A 15220-nucleotide genomic window follows, 5' to 3' on the forward strand; every position below is an offset into this window, starting at 1 on the left:
ATGAATGCGGGGAGCTTAATCATAACCCTGTTGCGGTAGTCAAAATGTTGCGTCTCCGCAAAAAAATTTCGGTAATTTTACGCAATTTTTTGAAATTTGCTTAGCGAAAGCTGGCCGCTACGTTTGTGATTTACGTTTTTACCCGCTTCCAGTAGGTTATTGAGGCGGGGTCAGAATAGCGAGACTGCCTTTTAAAGACAAAAAATTTTGAAGGATGTCACGTAAAGTTGTGTAGATATAAAATAATTTTATTTTTTGCAGTTTTAGTTGAGGTCCGCCATGGCGAATGATTCTGGCAATACTGGCTGGTTCCGTATTTTTCAAAACGGTCAGCACTATATGAAGACCTGGCCGAATGACAAACGCCTCGCGCCGATCTTTCCTGAAAACCGCGTCTCGAGCGTAACCCGTTTCGCCATCCGCTTTATGCCGCCGCTGGCGGTGTTCACGCTGAGCTGGCAGATCGCGCTTGGCGGGCAGCTGGGCCCGGCAGTCGCGACCGCGCTCTTCGCCTGCAGTCTGCCGATGCAGGGGCTGTGGTGGCTGGGCAAACGCTCGGTAACGCCGCTGCCGCCTACGCTGCTGCACTGGTTCCATGAAGTGCGCGCCCGCCTGGAAGAAGCGGGTCAGGCGATTGCGCCGGTCGAGGGCAAGCCGACCTATCAGGCGCTGGCCGACCTGTTAAAGCGGGCATTTAAGCAGCTGGATCGCACCTTCCTCGACGATCTTTGATCACCGCCTTTTTCCCGCAGAGAGAATTTGTCGCTCAACCGGGTCCAAATCAAAGAAAAGTGATGCGGGCATACCCGCATCACCCGCCTTATGCCACTATTTTCCGTCTAATACTTGAGCGGCCTGTCGGCCCAGGAGCCTACGATGGAAATGACCCACGCGCAGCGTCTGATTCTCTCTAACCAGTACAAAATGATGGCCATGCTGGAGCCGGACAACGCCGAGCGCTATCGCCGTTATCAGACCATTATCGAGCGCGGCTACGGGCTGCAGATGCGCGAGCTGGATAAAGAGTTCGGCGAACTGACGGAAGAGACCTGCCGCACCATTATCGACATTATGGAGATGCACCATGCGCTGCACGTCTCCTGGTCGAATCTTGGCGATAAATCCTCGCTGGACGAACGTCGTCTCGCTTTCCTCGGCTTTGATGCCGCCACGGAAGCGCGCTACCTCGGCTACGTGCGCTTTATGGTCAATACCGAAGGGCGCTATACCCACTTTGATTCCGGCACGCACGGCTTCAATGCGCAGACGCCGATGTGGGAAAAGTATCGACGTATGCTGGCGGTGTGGCACACTTGTCCGCGTCAATATCATCTCAGCGCGACGGAAATCGCGCAGATTATTAACGCCTGACGGGAGCGTCTTGTGACCTATAGCGGTTTTTTGTTTGATCTGGATGGCACGCTGGTGGACTCGCTGCCAGCGGTAGAGCGTGCGTGGAGCAGCTGGGGCGCGCGGCACGGCATCGCGTCCGAGGAGATCCTGAGTTTTATTCACGGCAAGCAGGCGATCGCCTCGCTGCGCCATTTTATGGCGGGCCAGCCGGAAGCGGCGATTCAGGCGGAGTTTCGCGCGCTGGAGCAAAACGAAGCGCAGGACACCGACGGCGTGCGGGCGCTGCCGGGCGCGCACGCGCTGCTGACGCGCTTAAACGCGCTGCAGATCCCCTGGGCTATCGTGACCTCCGGCTCGGTGCCGGTGGCGCACGCGCGCCATAAGGCCGCCGGGCTGCCGCTGCCGTCGGTATTTATCACGGCCGAACAGGTGGAGAAGGGCAAGCCCGCGCCGGATCCCTATCTGCTGGGCGCGGAAAAACTGGGGCTGGCGGCGGAAAAGTGCGTGGTGGTCGAAGACGCACCTGCCGGCATTCTCTCTGGACTGGACGCCGGCTGCGCCGTGATCGCGATCAACCCGCCCGCCGATACGCCGCGCCTCGGCGAAACCCTGATGCAGCTTAATTCGCTGGCCTCGTTGCGGGTCACGCCGCAGGCCGAAGGCGGCTTCTCTCTGCATCTGCAAAGCTGAGCGCAACCGGCGGCGCGAAACGCCGCCGGTTTACAGCGGGGAATCCTGCGAGATCTCATCCAGCGAGAGGCTAAAACTGGGAATAAACACCTCGACGAAATAGTCCATTTCCGGCGTGCGACGCTGCTGCAGCGTTTTCTCCAGACGCGCCTTGGCCAGCAGAAACTCGTTATTGCCGGCCGAGAGCTCCTCAAGGCACTTCAGGTAGGCGCAGAGCGCGTCCGCCTGCTTCACCACCGACTGCTCCTCTTCGCTGTGCTGATGCTCGTCAAGAAGCGGACGGTACTCCTCCTGCAGCTCTTCCGGCAGCATCTCGATCAGCTTCTGCTGGGCGATCTTCTCAATCTTTTTATACTCATGGGCGATTTGCGCGTTGTAATACTTCACCGGCGTCGGCAGATCGCCCGTGAGCACTTCGCTGGCGTCGTGATAAAGCGCCAGCATCGCGATGCGATCGGCGTTAAGCGCGCCGCTGAATTTTTTGTTTTTGATCACGGCGAGCGCATGCGCCACCATCGCGACCTGCAGGCTGTGCTCCGACACGTTTTCGGTGCGCACGTTGCGCATCAGCGGCCAGCGGTTGATCAGTTTAAGGCGGGAGAGATGGGCGAAAAAGTGGCTTCGGGTCATGCGTTATCCTGTCAGCAACGGGGGAAGCGTCGCGCTTCCCCAAATGCTGTCAGTATACGCGGCGGGTTTTACTGGCGATAGCCTTGCAGGAAACGGTCGAACTTGCCGATCGCCATCTCCAGATCGTCGACGCGCGGCAGGGTAACGATACGCACATGGTCGGGCCATGGCCAGTTAAAGGCGGAGCCCTGCACCAGCAGCACCTTTTCCTGCAGCAGGAAGTCCAGCACCATTTTCTGGTCGTCGTGAATGTTGAACTTCTTCGCATCGATGCGCGGGAACATATAGAGCGCGCCGTTCGGCTTCACGCAGCTGACGCCGGGAATATCGTTGATCAGCTCCCAGGCGCGCTGGCGCTGCTCGTAGAGACGGCCGCCCGGCGCGATGAATTCGCTGATGCTCTGATAGCCGCCCAGCGCGGTCTGGATCGCATGCTGCGCCGGCACGTTGGCGCACAGGCGCATCGAGGCCAGCATCTCCAGCCCTTCGATATAGCCTTTCGCATGTTTCTTCGGCCCGTTAAGCACCATCCAGCCCTGACGAAAACCGGCTACGCGGTAAGTTTTCGAGAGGCCGTTAAAGGTCACGGTCAGCAGATCGGGCGCCAGCGCGGCGATCGAATGGTGCTGCGAGGCGTCGTAAAGGATCTTGTCGTAGATTTCGTCGGCGAAAATGATCAGGTTATGCTGACGCGCGATCTCGACGATCTCCAGCAGCAGCTCTTTGCTGTAGACCGCGCCGGTGGGATTGTTCGGGTTAATAATCACGATGCCGCGGGTGCGCGGCGTGATTTTGCTGCGAATATCGTCGAGATCCGGGAACCAGTCGGACGATTCGTCGCACAGATAGTGTACCGCTTTGCCGCTGGAGAGCGACACCGCCGCCGTCCAGAGCGGATAGTCGGGCGCGGGCACCAGCATCTCGTCGCCGCTGTTCAGCAGCGCCTGCATCGCCTGCACGATCAGTTCGGAAACGCCGTTGCCGATGTAGATGTCTTCGACCGTGACATCACGGATATTGCGCGCCTGGTAGTGCTGCATAATGGCTTTACGCGCCGAGTAGAGCCCTTTTGAATCGCAGTAACCCTGCGCGCTCGGCAGGTTGCGAATAACATCGACCAAAATTTCATCCGGCGCTTCGAAACCGAAAGGCGCGGGGTTGCCGATATTGAGCTTAAGAACTTTGTTACCTTCTTCTTCGAGACGTTTAGCCTCTTTAAGTACCGGCCCGCGAATGTCGTAACAGACGTTTTCCAGCTTGCCGGATTTATCAATTTGAAAAGTCATTTTTAATCGCCTTTATGGGCAGAATCCTTTTACTGCCGCAGAAATCAAACCAGCACAATGTACTCTCCTCAATGCGACAAAAGAAGGGCGGCGGCAGGTTTTGGCGTCTTTGCCATCTTTTTGCGGCAGTCATGGGGTAAAGCATAATTTGTTTGCAATTAACTGGTTACAAAAACTGATTTTTAGTCCATGAACGATATTTTTCTCTGGCCCGTACGATTTTGACTGTAAACGGCGCTGTCCGTCGCGCAGAGAAGCAATGGCGAAGTTTCCGGCTAAAATATGAGCGCTGAGGCAATTAGATGAACAGGGAAATAGTTAAGCTATTTTATATGAATGTTCATAAAACCTCCCGGCTTGTTAGCAGGATAAGCCAACCGGGAAGCGATCGCGCCCGTCAGGTCGCCTTAACGCCTGTAAATAGCCGGAAAAGTTCCCTGCGCGAAAGGGCCAATCCATACCTGATAAAAGGTATTTAAGGCGTATCTTCGCACTTTATCTCGACTTTCAGAAAGAGGGCGGTTAAAAATTGTGCAGTGGTGTGCCAGGATGGGCCTGAAATGCGATCTGGTCAAAAATTACGATGCTTTTCACAAAATCATTTCCATTTTGAAGTTAAAAATGATTAAGTATAATTTATTATTTGTCGCATTTAGCTGCTACGCAATTCATAATCCCGTAGCTGGCTTTTTCCGTCCGCTTTAGGTACGGAACCCTAGACACCAACGCAGCTTCCTGCAATTGCGCTCCCGCGCTGTCGGTCCAGAAGTTGTTTCTGTCTACTCAACGCTGCTTTCCCGCTTTTTCGGGATGCGCGTTTGTCGGTATACGCCTGACACGAATTTCTTTGACGGTCTCACACAGGACCGGCAATGAGCATCATTACCACTTATCTCTTTGATAAGTAGCGTAATAACACCAGGGTAGTAGTTTTTTAAAAATCTTATAAGTGAAGAAAACATGACTAATGCAAATCGTCCGATACTGAATCTCGACCTCGATCTGCTGAGAACGTTTGTTGCCGTTGCTGACCTGAACACGTTTGCGGCGGCGGCTGCCGCTGTATGCCGAACCCAGTCGGCCGTCAGCCAGCAGATGCAGCGTCTGGAGCAATTGGTAGGTAAAGAGCTGTTTGCCAGACATGGACGTAATAAATTATTAACTGAGCACGGTATTCAGCTTTTAGGCTACGCCAGGAAAATCTTGCGTTTCAACGACGAGGCCTGCACATCGCTGATGTACAGCAACATCCAGGGCGTGCTGACCATCGGCGCTTCAGATGATACCTCCGACACCATCCTGCCGTTCCTGCTTAACCGCGTGACATCGGTCTATCCGAAGCTGGCGATCGACGTCCGCGTAAAACGCAATCCCTTTATGATGGAGATGCTGAACCAGGGCGAGGTCGATCTGGTTGTGACCACCTCAAGCCCCGGCAGCTTTACCCATCAGGTGCTGCGTACGTCGCCGACGCTGTGGTACTGCGCGGCGGATTATATCTTTCAGCGCGGCGAAGCGATTCCTCTGGTGCTGCTGGACGAACCGAGTCCGTACCGCGACATGGCGATCGATCACCTTAACGAAGCGGGCATTCCGTGGCGTATCTCCTACGTCGCCTCTACGCTGGCTGCGGTACGCGCCGCGGTCAAAGCGGGCCTTGGCGTGACGGCACGTCCGGTGGAGATGATGAGTCCGGAACTGCGCGTCATGGGCGCGGCGGAAGGGCTGCCAGTGCTGCCGGATACGCAGTACCTGCTGTGCCGTAATGCTGACAGCGATAACGAACTGGCGCTGGCGATCTTCAACGCCATGCAGTCCACCAACGATCCCTACAATCTGAGCGCCAACCCAGATGGGACGCTGTTGCTGGATGATGAAGAGTAACCGGCAGAGACGATTGCCCGTTCCTGTTTGTTCCGCCTGCCAGTTGTTAAAACTGTAATAAAAAAGCCCTTCGTTATGCTTTTGCATCGAAGGGCTTTTTTTATCCGCCTAAAAGGCCGTTGTCTCGCCATGTCCGCCCTCAAGCGCTTTTCCTGCATTAACAAACTAAAACGCCATTTCGATCAGGGTAAAGATGAAATTCTTTGTCTGAAGATGTGAAAACTCTGTTCCGTATTTGAGCGACATTTGCTGAAAAAAAGGACAAAAAGGCCAGTTTTGTGTCCTGGATCAAAAAAATACCCCTGACAAGGGGAAGGAAAAAGCGCTAAAGCCTGCCAGAATACGTTGGATAAATGCACGATCCATGCATTTGAATTCACGCTACATTCTAAAAGACCATACAGACTGAAGCGATTTAGCTGGCAACGCGCGCATCATATGTTAAAATTTTGATGCGCGTGTAAAATAATGTTTGGATACTTTTGTCAAAGTTGACAAAAGGTTATAGAAAGGAGTAAAAGACCCCATAAAATTGCTGCCTAATTGATAATGACAGCATAATTTATAAGGTTTTTTTCCTTCCCTTGAATCGATGTGGTGCGTTTGCTGCAAGTGACCCGCGCAGGATGCCATCGCCACTTTTGATGAGTAAGCAAAGAGTATGTCAACAGCCACCGAAGTCGTCGCTCATCACTGGGCGTTTATCATATTTGTCATTATCGCTTTCGGCCTTTGCGCCTTTATGCTTACCGGAGGATGGCTCTTAGGCGGCCGCGCCCGCGCGCGTCATAAAGAGACGCCGTTCGAATCCGGTATCGAATCTGTGGGCGACACCCATATCCGCCTCTCGGCGAAGTTCTACCTCGTCGCGATGTTCTTCGTCATCTTCGACGTAGAAGCGCTCTTTTTATACGCATGGGCGACCTCAATCCGCGAAAGCGGCTGGGTCGGCTTTGTCGAAGCCGCAATTTTCATTTTGGTGCTCCTGGCGGGGCTGGTCTATCTGGTGCGTATCGGCGCGCTGGACTGGGCGCCTGCACGTCGTCGCGTGGTGGTCAAATCCAGCCCGATCGGTCACACCAACCCTCATAAGCAGTAAAAGCGAGGCAATCTGATGGACTATACGCTCACCCGCATAGACCCCAACGGTGGTGAGAACGACCGTTATCCTCTGCAAAAACAGGAGATCGTTGCCGATCCCCTTGAGCAGCACGTTCATCGCAGCGTCTACATGGGCAAGCTCGAGCATGCCCTGCATGACATGGTGAACTGGGGCCGTAAGAACTCTCTGTGGCCCTATAACTTTGGTTTGTCCTGCTGCTACGTAGAGATGACCACCTCCTTTACCGCCGTGCACGACGTCGCGCGTTTCGGCGCGGAAGTGATGCGCGCCTCGCCGCGTCAGGCGGACTTTATGGTGATCGCCGGTACGCCTTTCACCAAAATGGCGCCGGTAATTCAGCGTCTCTATGACCAGATGCTGGAGCCGAAGTGGGTGATCTCGATGGGCGCCTGCGCTAACTCCGGCGGCATGTACGACATCTACTCTGTGGTGCAGGGCGTCGATAAGTTTTTGCCGGTTGACGTCTACATTCCCGGCTGCCCGCCGCGCCCGGAAGCCTATATGCAGGCGCTGCTGCTGCTGCGCGAGTCGATCGGCAAAGAGCGTCGCCCGCTGTCGTGGGTCGTCGGCGATCAGGGCGTTTATCGCGCCAATATGCAGTCGGAACGTGAGAGAAAACGCGGCGAGCGCATCGCTGTTACCAATCTTCGCACGCCTGACGAAGTGTAAGAACACCGTACATGGATGGATTCCACACCCGCGGCAAAACATCACAATTTAATGCGCGGCCCCATCCTGACGCCTTCTTTTGAGTGCCTGGCGACAGGCCGGAATGGTGAGTAACGTATGACAGATTTAACCACGCACGATCTCGCTCAGCCTGCATGGCAAACCCGGGATCACCTGGATGACCCGGTGATCGGCGAGCTGCGTAACCGTTTTGGGCCGGATGCCTTTACCGTTCAGCCAACCCGCACGGGCATTCCCGTGGTCTGGGTGAAGCGCGAGCAGCTGCTGGAGATCGTGACCTTCCTGCGCAAGCTGCCTAAGCCGTACATCATGCTCTATGACCTGCATGGCATGGATGAACGTTTGCGTACCCACCGCGCCGGTCTGCCCGCCGCGGATTTTTCCGTTTTCTATCATTTTCTGTCGATCGAGCGTAACCGCGACATCATGCTCAAGGTGGCGCTGTCGGAGAACGACCTTCATCTGCCGACGCTGACGAAAATCTTCCCGAACGCCAACTGGTACGAGCGCGAAACCTGGGAGATGTTCGGCGTCACTTTTGATGGCCACCCGCACCTGACGCGCATCATGATGCCGCAGACCTGGGAAGGTCATCCGCTGCGTAAAGACTACCCGGCGCGCGCCACCGAGTTCGATCCCTTCACGCTGACCAAACAAAAAGAAGATCTGGAGATGGAGGCGCTGACCTTCAAGCCGGAAGAGTGGGGCATGAAGCGCAGCACCACCAGCGAGGACTTTATGTTCCTCAACCTGGGACCGAACCACCCGTCGGCGCACGGTGCCTTCCGCATCATCCTGCAGCTGGACGGCGAAGAGATCGTTGACTGCGTGCCGGATATCGGCTACCACCATCGCGGCGCGGAGAAGATGGGCGAGCGCCAGTCATGGCACAGCTACATCCCCTATACCGACCGCGTCGAGTATCTTGGCGGCTGCGTCAATGAAATGCCTTACGTACTGGCGGTAGAAAAGCTGGCAGGCATCGTGGTGCCAGATCGCGTCAACGTCATTCGCGTAATGCTTTCCGAGCTGTTCCGCATCAACAGCCATCTGCTCTATATCTCGACCTTTATTCAGGACGTTGGCGCGATGACGCCGGTGTTCTTCGCCTTTACCGATCGCCAGAAGATCTATGACGTGGTCGAAGCCATTACCGGCTTCCGCATGCACCCGGCCTGGTTCCGCATCGGTGGCGTGGCGCACGATCTGCCGAAGGGCTGGGAGCGCCTGCTGCGCGACTTCCTCGACTGGATGCCGAAGCGCCTGAAAGAGTATGACAAGGCAGCGCTGCGCAACAGCGTGCTGGTCGGCCGTTCCAAAGGCGTCGCCGCCTACAATATGGATGAGGCGCTGGCATGGGGCACTACCGGCGCCGCGCTGCGCGCCACCGGTCTCGATTTCGACGTGCGCAAATGGCGTCCCTACTCAGGCTACGAAAACTTCGACTTCGAGATCCCGGTCGGCGCGGGCATCAGCGACGCCTACACGCGCGTACAACTGAAGATGGAAGAGATGTGGCAGTCGCTGCGTATTCTCGAGCAGTGCCTGAACAATATGCCAGAGGGTCCGTTTAAAGCCGATCATCCGCTGACCACGCCGCCGCCGAAAGAGCGTACGCTGCAGCATATCGAAACGCTGATCACGCACTTCCTGCAGGTTTCATGGGGCCCGGTAATGCCAGCCAACGAATCATTCCAGATGATCGAGGCGACCAAAGGAATCAACAGCTACTACCTGACCAGCGACGGCAGCACCATGAGCTACCGCACCCGCGTGCGTACGCCGAGCTTCCCGCACCTGCAGCAGATCCCGTCGGTGATCCGCGGCAGCCTGGTATCCGACCTGATCGTTTACCTCGGTAGTATCGATTTTGTTATGTCAGACGTGGACCGCTAATTATGCACGATCAAAAAATTGCCATTCATACGATCGACCCGAACGAGGTCTTCGTGCTGAGCGCGGAAGAGCATCACGCCATCGAGCACGAGAAACACCACTATGAAGATGCGCGCGCGGCGTCGATTGAAGCGCTGAAGATCGTGCAGAAGCAGCGCGGCTGGGTGCCGGACGGCGCCATTAACGCCATCGCCGAGGTGCTGGGCATTCCGGCCAGCGACGTCGAAGGCGTCGCCACGTTCTACAGCCAGATTTTCCGCCAGCCTGTCGGTCGTCACGTTATCCGCTATTGCGACAGCGTAGTGTGTCACATCACCGGTTACCAGGGCATTCAGGCGGCGCTGGAGCAGAATCTGAACATCAAGCCCGGCCAGACCACGGCGGACGGCCGCTTTACGCTGCTGCCGACCTGCTGCCTGGGCAACTGCGACAAAGGCCCGACCATGATGGTGGATGAAGATACGCACGTTCATCTGACGCCGGAAGGCATCGCCTCGCTACTGGAGCAGTATCAATGACCATCAAACAGATCATTCGTACTGCGGAAACGCACCCGCTGACCTGGCGCATGCGCGATGACAAGCAGCCGGTCTGGTTCGAAGAATACCGCAGCAAAAACGGCTATGCCGGCGCGGAAAAGGCGCTGAACGGCATGGCGCCGGACGAAATTGTCGCGGCAGTGAAAGATTCCGGCCTGAAAGGGCGCGGCGGCGCAGGCTTCTCCACGGGTCTGAAGTGGAGCCTGATGCCGAAAGATGAATCCATGAACATCCGTTACCTGCTGTGTAACGCCGATGAGATGGAGCCGGGCACCTATAAAGACCGCCTCCTGATGGAGCAGATGCCGCACCAGCTGGTGGAAGGCATGCTGATCAGCGCCTTCGCCCTGAAGGCCTATCGCGGCTATATCTTCCTGCGCGGCGAATATATCGAGGCGGCGGTAAATCTGCGTCGTGCTATCGCCGAAGCGACCGAAGCGGGCTTTCTCGGCAAGAACATTCTCGGCACCGGCTTCGATTTCGAGCTGATCGTGCACACTGGCGCGGGCCGCTACATCTGCGGCGAAGAGACGGCGCTGATCAACTCGCTGGAAGGGCGTCGCGCTAACCCGCGCTCCAAGCCGCCATTCCCGGCAAGCGCGGGCGCGTGGGGCAAGCCGACCTGCGTCAATAACGTGGAAACGCTCTCTAACGTGCCGGCGATCCTCGCCAACGGCGTCGAGTGGTACAAAGGCCTGTCGAAAAGCGAAGATGCCGGCACCAAGATGATGGGCTTTTCCGGCCGCGTGAAAAATCCAGGCGTGTGGGAACTGCCGTTCGGCATTACCGCGCGCGAGATTCTGGAAGATTACGCCGGCGGCATGCGCGACGGCCTGCGCTTCAAAGCCTGGCAGCCAGGCGGCGCGGGCACCGACTTCCTTACCGAGCAGCACCTCGATCTGCCGATGGAGTTCGCCAGCATCGGTAAAGCGGGCAGTCGTCTCGGCACGGCGCTGGCGATGGCGGTCGACCACGAGATCAATATGGTGTCGCTGGTGCGCAACCTGGAAGAGTTCTTCGCGCGCGAATCCTGCGGCTGGTGTACGCCGTGCCGCGACGGCCTGCCGTGGAGCGTGAAGATCCTGCGCGCGCTGGAGCAGGGCAAAGGTCAGCCGGGCGATATCGAAACCCTGCTACAGCTTTGCCGCCAGCTCGGTCCGGGCAAAACCTTTTGCGCCCACGCGCCTGGCGCGGTGGAACCGCTGCAGAGCGCGATTAAATATTTCCGTGAAGAGTTTGAAGCCGGCATGGCGCCGCAGGTCTTCGGCAATACGCGCGCGATTGGCGGTATTCAGCCTAACCTGCTGAAAGCACGCTGGTAATTCGCCGCAGCACACGGAACCGGCTCTGCGCCGCAGCCCCACAACCGGGGCGAGAATATGATTAACGCTCGTCTCTGACGAGCCTTACGGAAGCATGTTCACTATGGCTACAATCCATGTAGACGGTAAAGAATATGATGTGAACGGAGCGGACAACCTGCTGCAGGCGTGTCTCTCTCTGGGCCTTGATATTCCTTATTTTTGCTGGCATCCGGCGCTGGGAAGCGTTGGGGCTTGCCGCCAGTGCGCGGTGAAGCAATTCCAGAACGCCGAGGATACCCGCGGCCGTCTCGTCATGTCCTGCATGACGCCGGCCTCCGACGGCACCTTTATCTCCATTGACGACGGCGAAGCGAAAGAGTTTCGCGAAAGCGTGGTGGAGTGGCTGATGACCAACCACCCGCACGACTGTCCGGTGTGCGAAGAGGGCGGCAACTGTCACCTGCAGGATATGACGGTGATGACCGGCCATAGCTTCCGCCGCTACCGCTTTACGAAACGCACCCACCAGAATCAGGATCTCGGCCCGTTTATCTCTCACGAGATGAACCGCTGTATCGCCTGCTACCGCTGCGTGCGCTACTACAAAGATTACGCCGACGGCAAAGATCTGGGCGTCTACGGCGCGCACGACAACGTCTACTTCGGCCGTCCGGAAGAGGGCACGCTGGAGAGCGAATTCTCCGGCAACCTGGTGGAAATCTGCCCGACCGGCGTCTTCACCGACAAAACCCACTCCGAACGCTATAACCGTAAATGGGATATGCAGTTCGCGCCGAGCATCTGCCAGCAGTGCAGCGTCGGCTGTAACACCAGCCCAGGTGAGCGCTACGGCGAACTGCGCCGTATCGAAAACCGCTACAACGGCACGGTTAACCACTACTTCCTTTGCGACCGCGGCCGTTTCGGCTACGGCTACGTCAACCGCGCGGATCGTCCTCGTCACCCCGCGCTGCTGCGCGGCAACGACTGGGTCCAGCTGAATGCGGAACAGGCGGTCAACGCGGCGGCTGACGTTTTGCGTCAGGCGAAACGCGTGATCGGCATCGGCTCTCCGCGCGCCAGCGTTGAGAGCAACTTCGCGCTGCGCGAGCTGGTGGGCGCGGAAAACTTCTCGACCGGCATGCCGGCGGGCGAGCAGGCGCGCCTTGAGCTGATGCTGAAAGTGCTGCGCGAAAGCGGCATCTATACGCCGTCGCTGCGCGAAATGGAAAGCTACGATGCGGTGCTGGTACTGGGCGAAGATCTCACTCAGGTCGGCGCGCGCGTGGCGCTCTCGGTGCGTCAGGCGGTGAAAGGCAAAGCGCGCGAAATGGCCGCGGCGCAGAAAGTCGCCGACTGGCAGATCGCCGCAATTATGAATATCGGTCAGCACGCGAAACATCCGCTGTTCGTGACTAACGTCGACGAAACCCGCCTCGACGATATCGCCGCGTGGAGCTATCGCGCGCCGGTGGAAGATCAGGCGCGTCTCGGCTTCGCCATCGCCAGCGCGCTGGATGAGAGCGCGCCTGCGGTAAGCGACTTCGACAGCAGCCTGAACGGCAAGCTGGACGTCGTGGTGCAGGCGCTGGCCGGCGCGAGAAAACCGCTGATTATTTCCGGCACCCATTCGGGCAGCACGGCGATGATCGAAGCGGCGGCGAACGTCGCCAAAGCGTTGAAAGCGCGCGGCGCGGACGTCGGCATTACGCTGCTGGCTGGCGCGGCGAACAGCATGGGTCTGGGCCTGATGGGCGGCAACACGCTCGACAGCGCGCTGGAACAGCTGCGCAGCGGCGAAGCGGATACGGTGGTGGTGCTGGAGAACGATCTCTACCGTCACGCGCCGAAGGCGCTGGTGGATGCCGCGCTGGCTAACGCCAGCAACGTGATTGTGGTCGACCATCAGCGCACCGCGACGCTGGAGAAAGCGGGCCTGGTGCTCTCTACCGCCAGCTTCGCCGAAAGCGACGGCACCTCGATCAACCATGAAGGCCGCGCGCAGCGCTTCTTCCAGGTTTACGATCCCGCCTACTACGACCACAGCATCGTAATGCTGGAGAGCTGGCGCTGGCTGCACTCGCTGCACAGCGCGCTGGAAAGCCGTCATATCGACTGGACGCAGCTCGATCACGTTATCGACGCTGTCGTGGCGAAGCTGCCGCAGCTGAAGGGCATTAAAGAGGCGGCGCCGGACGCCAGCTTCCGCATTCGCGGACAGAAACTGGCTCGCTCGCCGATTCGCTCCAGCGGACGTACCGCCGCGCGCGCCAATATCAACGTGCACGAGCCGCGTCAGCCGCAGGACAGGGACACCATGTTCGCCTTCTCGATGGAAGGCAACAACCAGCCGAGCGCGCCGCGTTCGCAAATTCCGTTCGCCTGGGCGCCAGGCTGGAACTCCCCGCAGGCGTGGAACAAATTCCAGGCCGAAGTGGGCGGCAAGCTGCGCAACGGCGATCCCGGCGTACGTCTGTTTGAGGCGGGCGACGCGTCGCTGCCGTGGTTCACTGAGGTGCCGACCGCATTCGTCGGCGGCGAACAGTGGCGCGTGGCGCCTTGCTACCAGCTGTTTGGCAGCGAGGAGATGTCTCAGCGTTCGCCGGTCTTCCAGAAACGTATGCCGCAGCCGATGCTGGTGATCAACCCGCAGGACGCGGCGAAGCTGGGCGTGAACGCAGGCGCAGCCGTGGAGTTCACCTGTTCGGGCGAAACCCTGCGTCTGCCGGTGCGCATCTCCAGCGCGCTGCAGCCGGGCCAGATTGGCCTGCCGCTGGGTATGCCGGGCGTGCCGCCGTTCCTGGTGGGCGCGCACATTGACAAACTGCAGGAGGCGGCGCAATGAGCTGGTTAACACCGGACGTTATCGACATCATTCTGACCGTGGTCAAAGCGATCGTCATTCTGCTGGTCGTGGTGGCGTGCGGCGCCTTTATGAGCTTCGCCGAACGTCGCCTGCTCGGTCTGTGGCAGAACCGCTACGGGCCGAACCGCGTGGGCTGGGGCGGTTCGCTGCAGCTCGCCGCGGATATGATCAAAATGTTCTTTAAAGAGGACTGGGTTCCGCCTTTTACCGACCGCTTTATCTTTACCCTGGCGCCGGTAATCGCGTTTGTTTCCCTGCTGCTTGCGTTCGCCATCGTGCCGGTATCGCCGAGCTGGATGGTGACCGACCTCAACATCGGGCTGCTCTTCTTCCTGATGATGGCGGGTCTCGCGGTGTACGCGGTGCTGTTCGCCGGCTGGTCGAGCAACAACAAATACTCGCTGCTGGGCGCGATGCGCGCTTCCGCGCAGACGCTGAGCTACGAAGTGTTTCTCGGCCTGTCGCTGATGGGCGTAGTGGCACAGGCGGGCTCATTCAATATGACCGCTATCGTCGAGAGCCAGGCGCATCTGTGGAACATCATCCCGCAGTTCTTTGGCTTCCTGACCTTCTGTATCGCGGGCGTGGCGGTGTGTCACCGCCATCCGTTCGATCAGCCGGAAGCGGAGCAGGAGCTGGCGGACGGCTATCACATCGAATATGCCGGTATGAAGTTCGGCCTGTTCTTCGTCGGCGAGTATGTGGCTATCACCACCGTCTCGGCGCTGATTGTGACGCTGTTCTTCGGCGGCTGGCAGGGCCCGTTCCTGCCGCCGTTCATCTGGTTCGCCCTGAAAACGGCGTTCTTTATGGTGATGTTTATCCTGATTCGTGCTGCGCTTCCGCGTCCACGCTATGACCAGGTGCTGTCGTTCGGCTGGAAAGTCTGTCTGCCGTTGACGCTGTTGAACCTGCTGGCGACCGCCGCAGTGATTCTGTACAACGCGCAGTAAGGGGTT

General features: G+C 58.0%; 13 protein-coding genes. 11 read left to right on the forward strand and 2 right to left on the reverse strand.

Annotated features, from left to right (window positions below; translation table 11 throughout):
• The first annotated feature begins 279 nt into the window (after nucleotides 1–279).
• From yfbV to PVE98_RS05980, 3 genes are all read left to right on the forward strand, one after another.
• Nucleotides 280–732: a terminus macrodomain insulation protein YfbV gene (gene yfbV / locus PVE98_RS05970; RefSeq protein ID WP_033750506.1), complete on the forward strand. Its 453-nt coding sequence runs from the start codon at nucleotides 280–282 to the stop codon at nucleotides 730–732.
• Between the two features lie 144 nt (nucleotides 733–876).
• Nucleotides 877–1371, forward strand: coding sequence for a YfbU family protein (locus PVE98_RS05975; protein WP_033750503.1), 495 nt, complete (start codon nucleotides 877–879; stop codon nucleotides 1369–1371).
• 12 nt (nucleotides 1372–1383) lie between these two features.
• On the forward strand, nucleotides 1384–2043 hold the full coding sequence (locus PVE98_RS05980) for a sugar phosphatase (RefSeq protein ID WP_096073519.1): 660 nt from the start codon (nucleotides 1384–1386) through the stop codon (nucleotides 2041–2043).
• 30 nt (nucleotides 2044–2073) lie between these two features.
• Here PVE98_RS05980 and yfbR read toward each other — a convergent pair whose 3' ends face one another.
• Both yfbR and PVE98_RS05990 read right to left on the reverse strand, forming a co-directional pair.
• On the reverse strand, nucleotides 2074–2673 hold the full coding sequence (gene yfbR, locus PVE98_RS05985; RefSeq protein ID WP_033750499.1) for a 5'-deoxynucleotidase: 600 nt from the start codon (nucleotides 2671–2673) through the stop codon (nucleotides 2074–2076).
• Nucleotides 2674–2741: 68 nt separating this feature from the next.
• Nucleotides 2742–3959 (reverse strand): pyridoxal phosphate-dependent aminotransferase, encoded by a 1218-nt coding sequence (locus PVE98_RS05990; RefSeq protein WP_096073518.1) that lies wholly within the window; start codon nucleotides 3957–3959, stop codon nucleotides 2742–2744.
• A 960-nt stretch (nucleotides 3960–4919) separates the two neighbouring features.
• Between PVE98_RS05990 and lrhA the strand changes: the two genes are divergently transcribed.
• The 8 genes from lrhA (at nucleotide 4920) to nuoH (ending at nucleotide 15214) form a co-directional block, all read left to right on the forward strand.
• Nucleotides 4920–5843: a transcriptional regulator LrhA gene (gene lrhA, locus PVE98_RS05995; protein WP_033750492.1), complete on the forward strand. Its 924-nt coding sequence runs from the start codon at nucleotides 4920–4922 to the stop codon at nucleotides 5841–5843.
• 661 nt (nucleotides 5844–6504) lie between these two features.
• Nucleotides 6505–6942: an NADH-quinone oxidoreductase subunit A gene (locus tag PVE98_RS06000; RefSeq protein ID WP_033750490.1), complete on the forward strand. Its 438-nt coding sequence runs from the start codon at nucleotides 6505–6507 to the stop codon at nucleotides 6940–6942.
• A 15-nt stretch (nucleotides 6943–6957) separates the two neighbouring features.
• Entirely contained in the window at nucleotides 6958–7635 is a 678-nt protein-coding gene (locus PVE98_RS06005) for an NADH-quinone oxidoreductase subunit B family protein (RefSeq protein WP_033750488.1), read from the forward strand.
• A gap of 117 nt (nucleotides 7636–7752) precedes the next feature.
• Nucleotides 7753–9552 (forward strand): NADH-quinone oxidoreductase subunit C/D, encoded by a 1800-nt coding sequence (nuoC, locus tag PVE98_RS06010; protein WP_033750485.1) that lies wholly within the window; start codon nucleotides 7753–7755, stop codon nucleotides 9550–9552.
• A 2-nt stretch (nucleotides 9553–9554) separates the two neighbouring features.
• Nucleotides 9555–10070, forward strand: a complete 516-nt coding sequence (nuoE, locus tag PVE98_RS06015) for an NADH-quinone oxidoreductase subunit NuoE (protein WP_033750480.1) — start codon at nucleotides 9555–9557, stop codon at nucleotides 10068–10070.
• 2 nt (nucleotides 10071–10072) lie between these two features.
• On the forward strand, nucleotides 10073–11413 hold the full coding sequence (nuoF, locus tag PVE98_RS06020; protein ID WP_187143684.1) for an NADH-quinone oxidoreductase subunit NuoF: 1341 nt from the start codon (nucleotides 10073–10075) through the stop codon (nucleotides 11411–11413).
• 103 nt (nucleotides 11414–11516) lie between these two features.
• Nucleotides 11517–14240: an NADH-quinone oxidoreductase subunit NuoG gene (nuoG, locus tag PVE98_RS06025; protein ID WP_313620756.1), complete on the forward strand. Its 2724-nt coding sequence runs from the start codon at nucleotides 11517–11519 to the stop codon at nucleotides 14238–14240.
• Nucleotides 14237–15214, forward strand: coding sequence for an NADH-quinone oxidoreductase subunit NuoH (gene nuoH, locus PVE98_RS06030; RefSeq protein ID WP_033750471.1), 978 nt, complete (start codon nucleotides 14237–14239; stop codon nucleotides 15212–15214). The genes nuoG and nuoH overlap by 4 nt, the downstream gene beginning before the upstream one ends.
• Nucleotides 15215–15220 lie beyond the last annotated feature (6 nt).

It is taken from the genome of Pantoea sp. GABEPS69 (assembly GCF_045780835.1).
GTDB classification, from domain to species: domain Bacteria; phylum Pseudomonadota; class Gammaproteobacteria; order Enterobacterales; family Enterobacteriaceae; genus Pantoea; species Pantoea septica.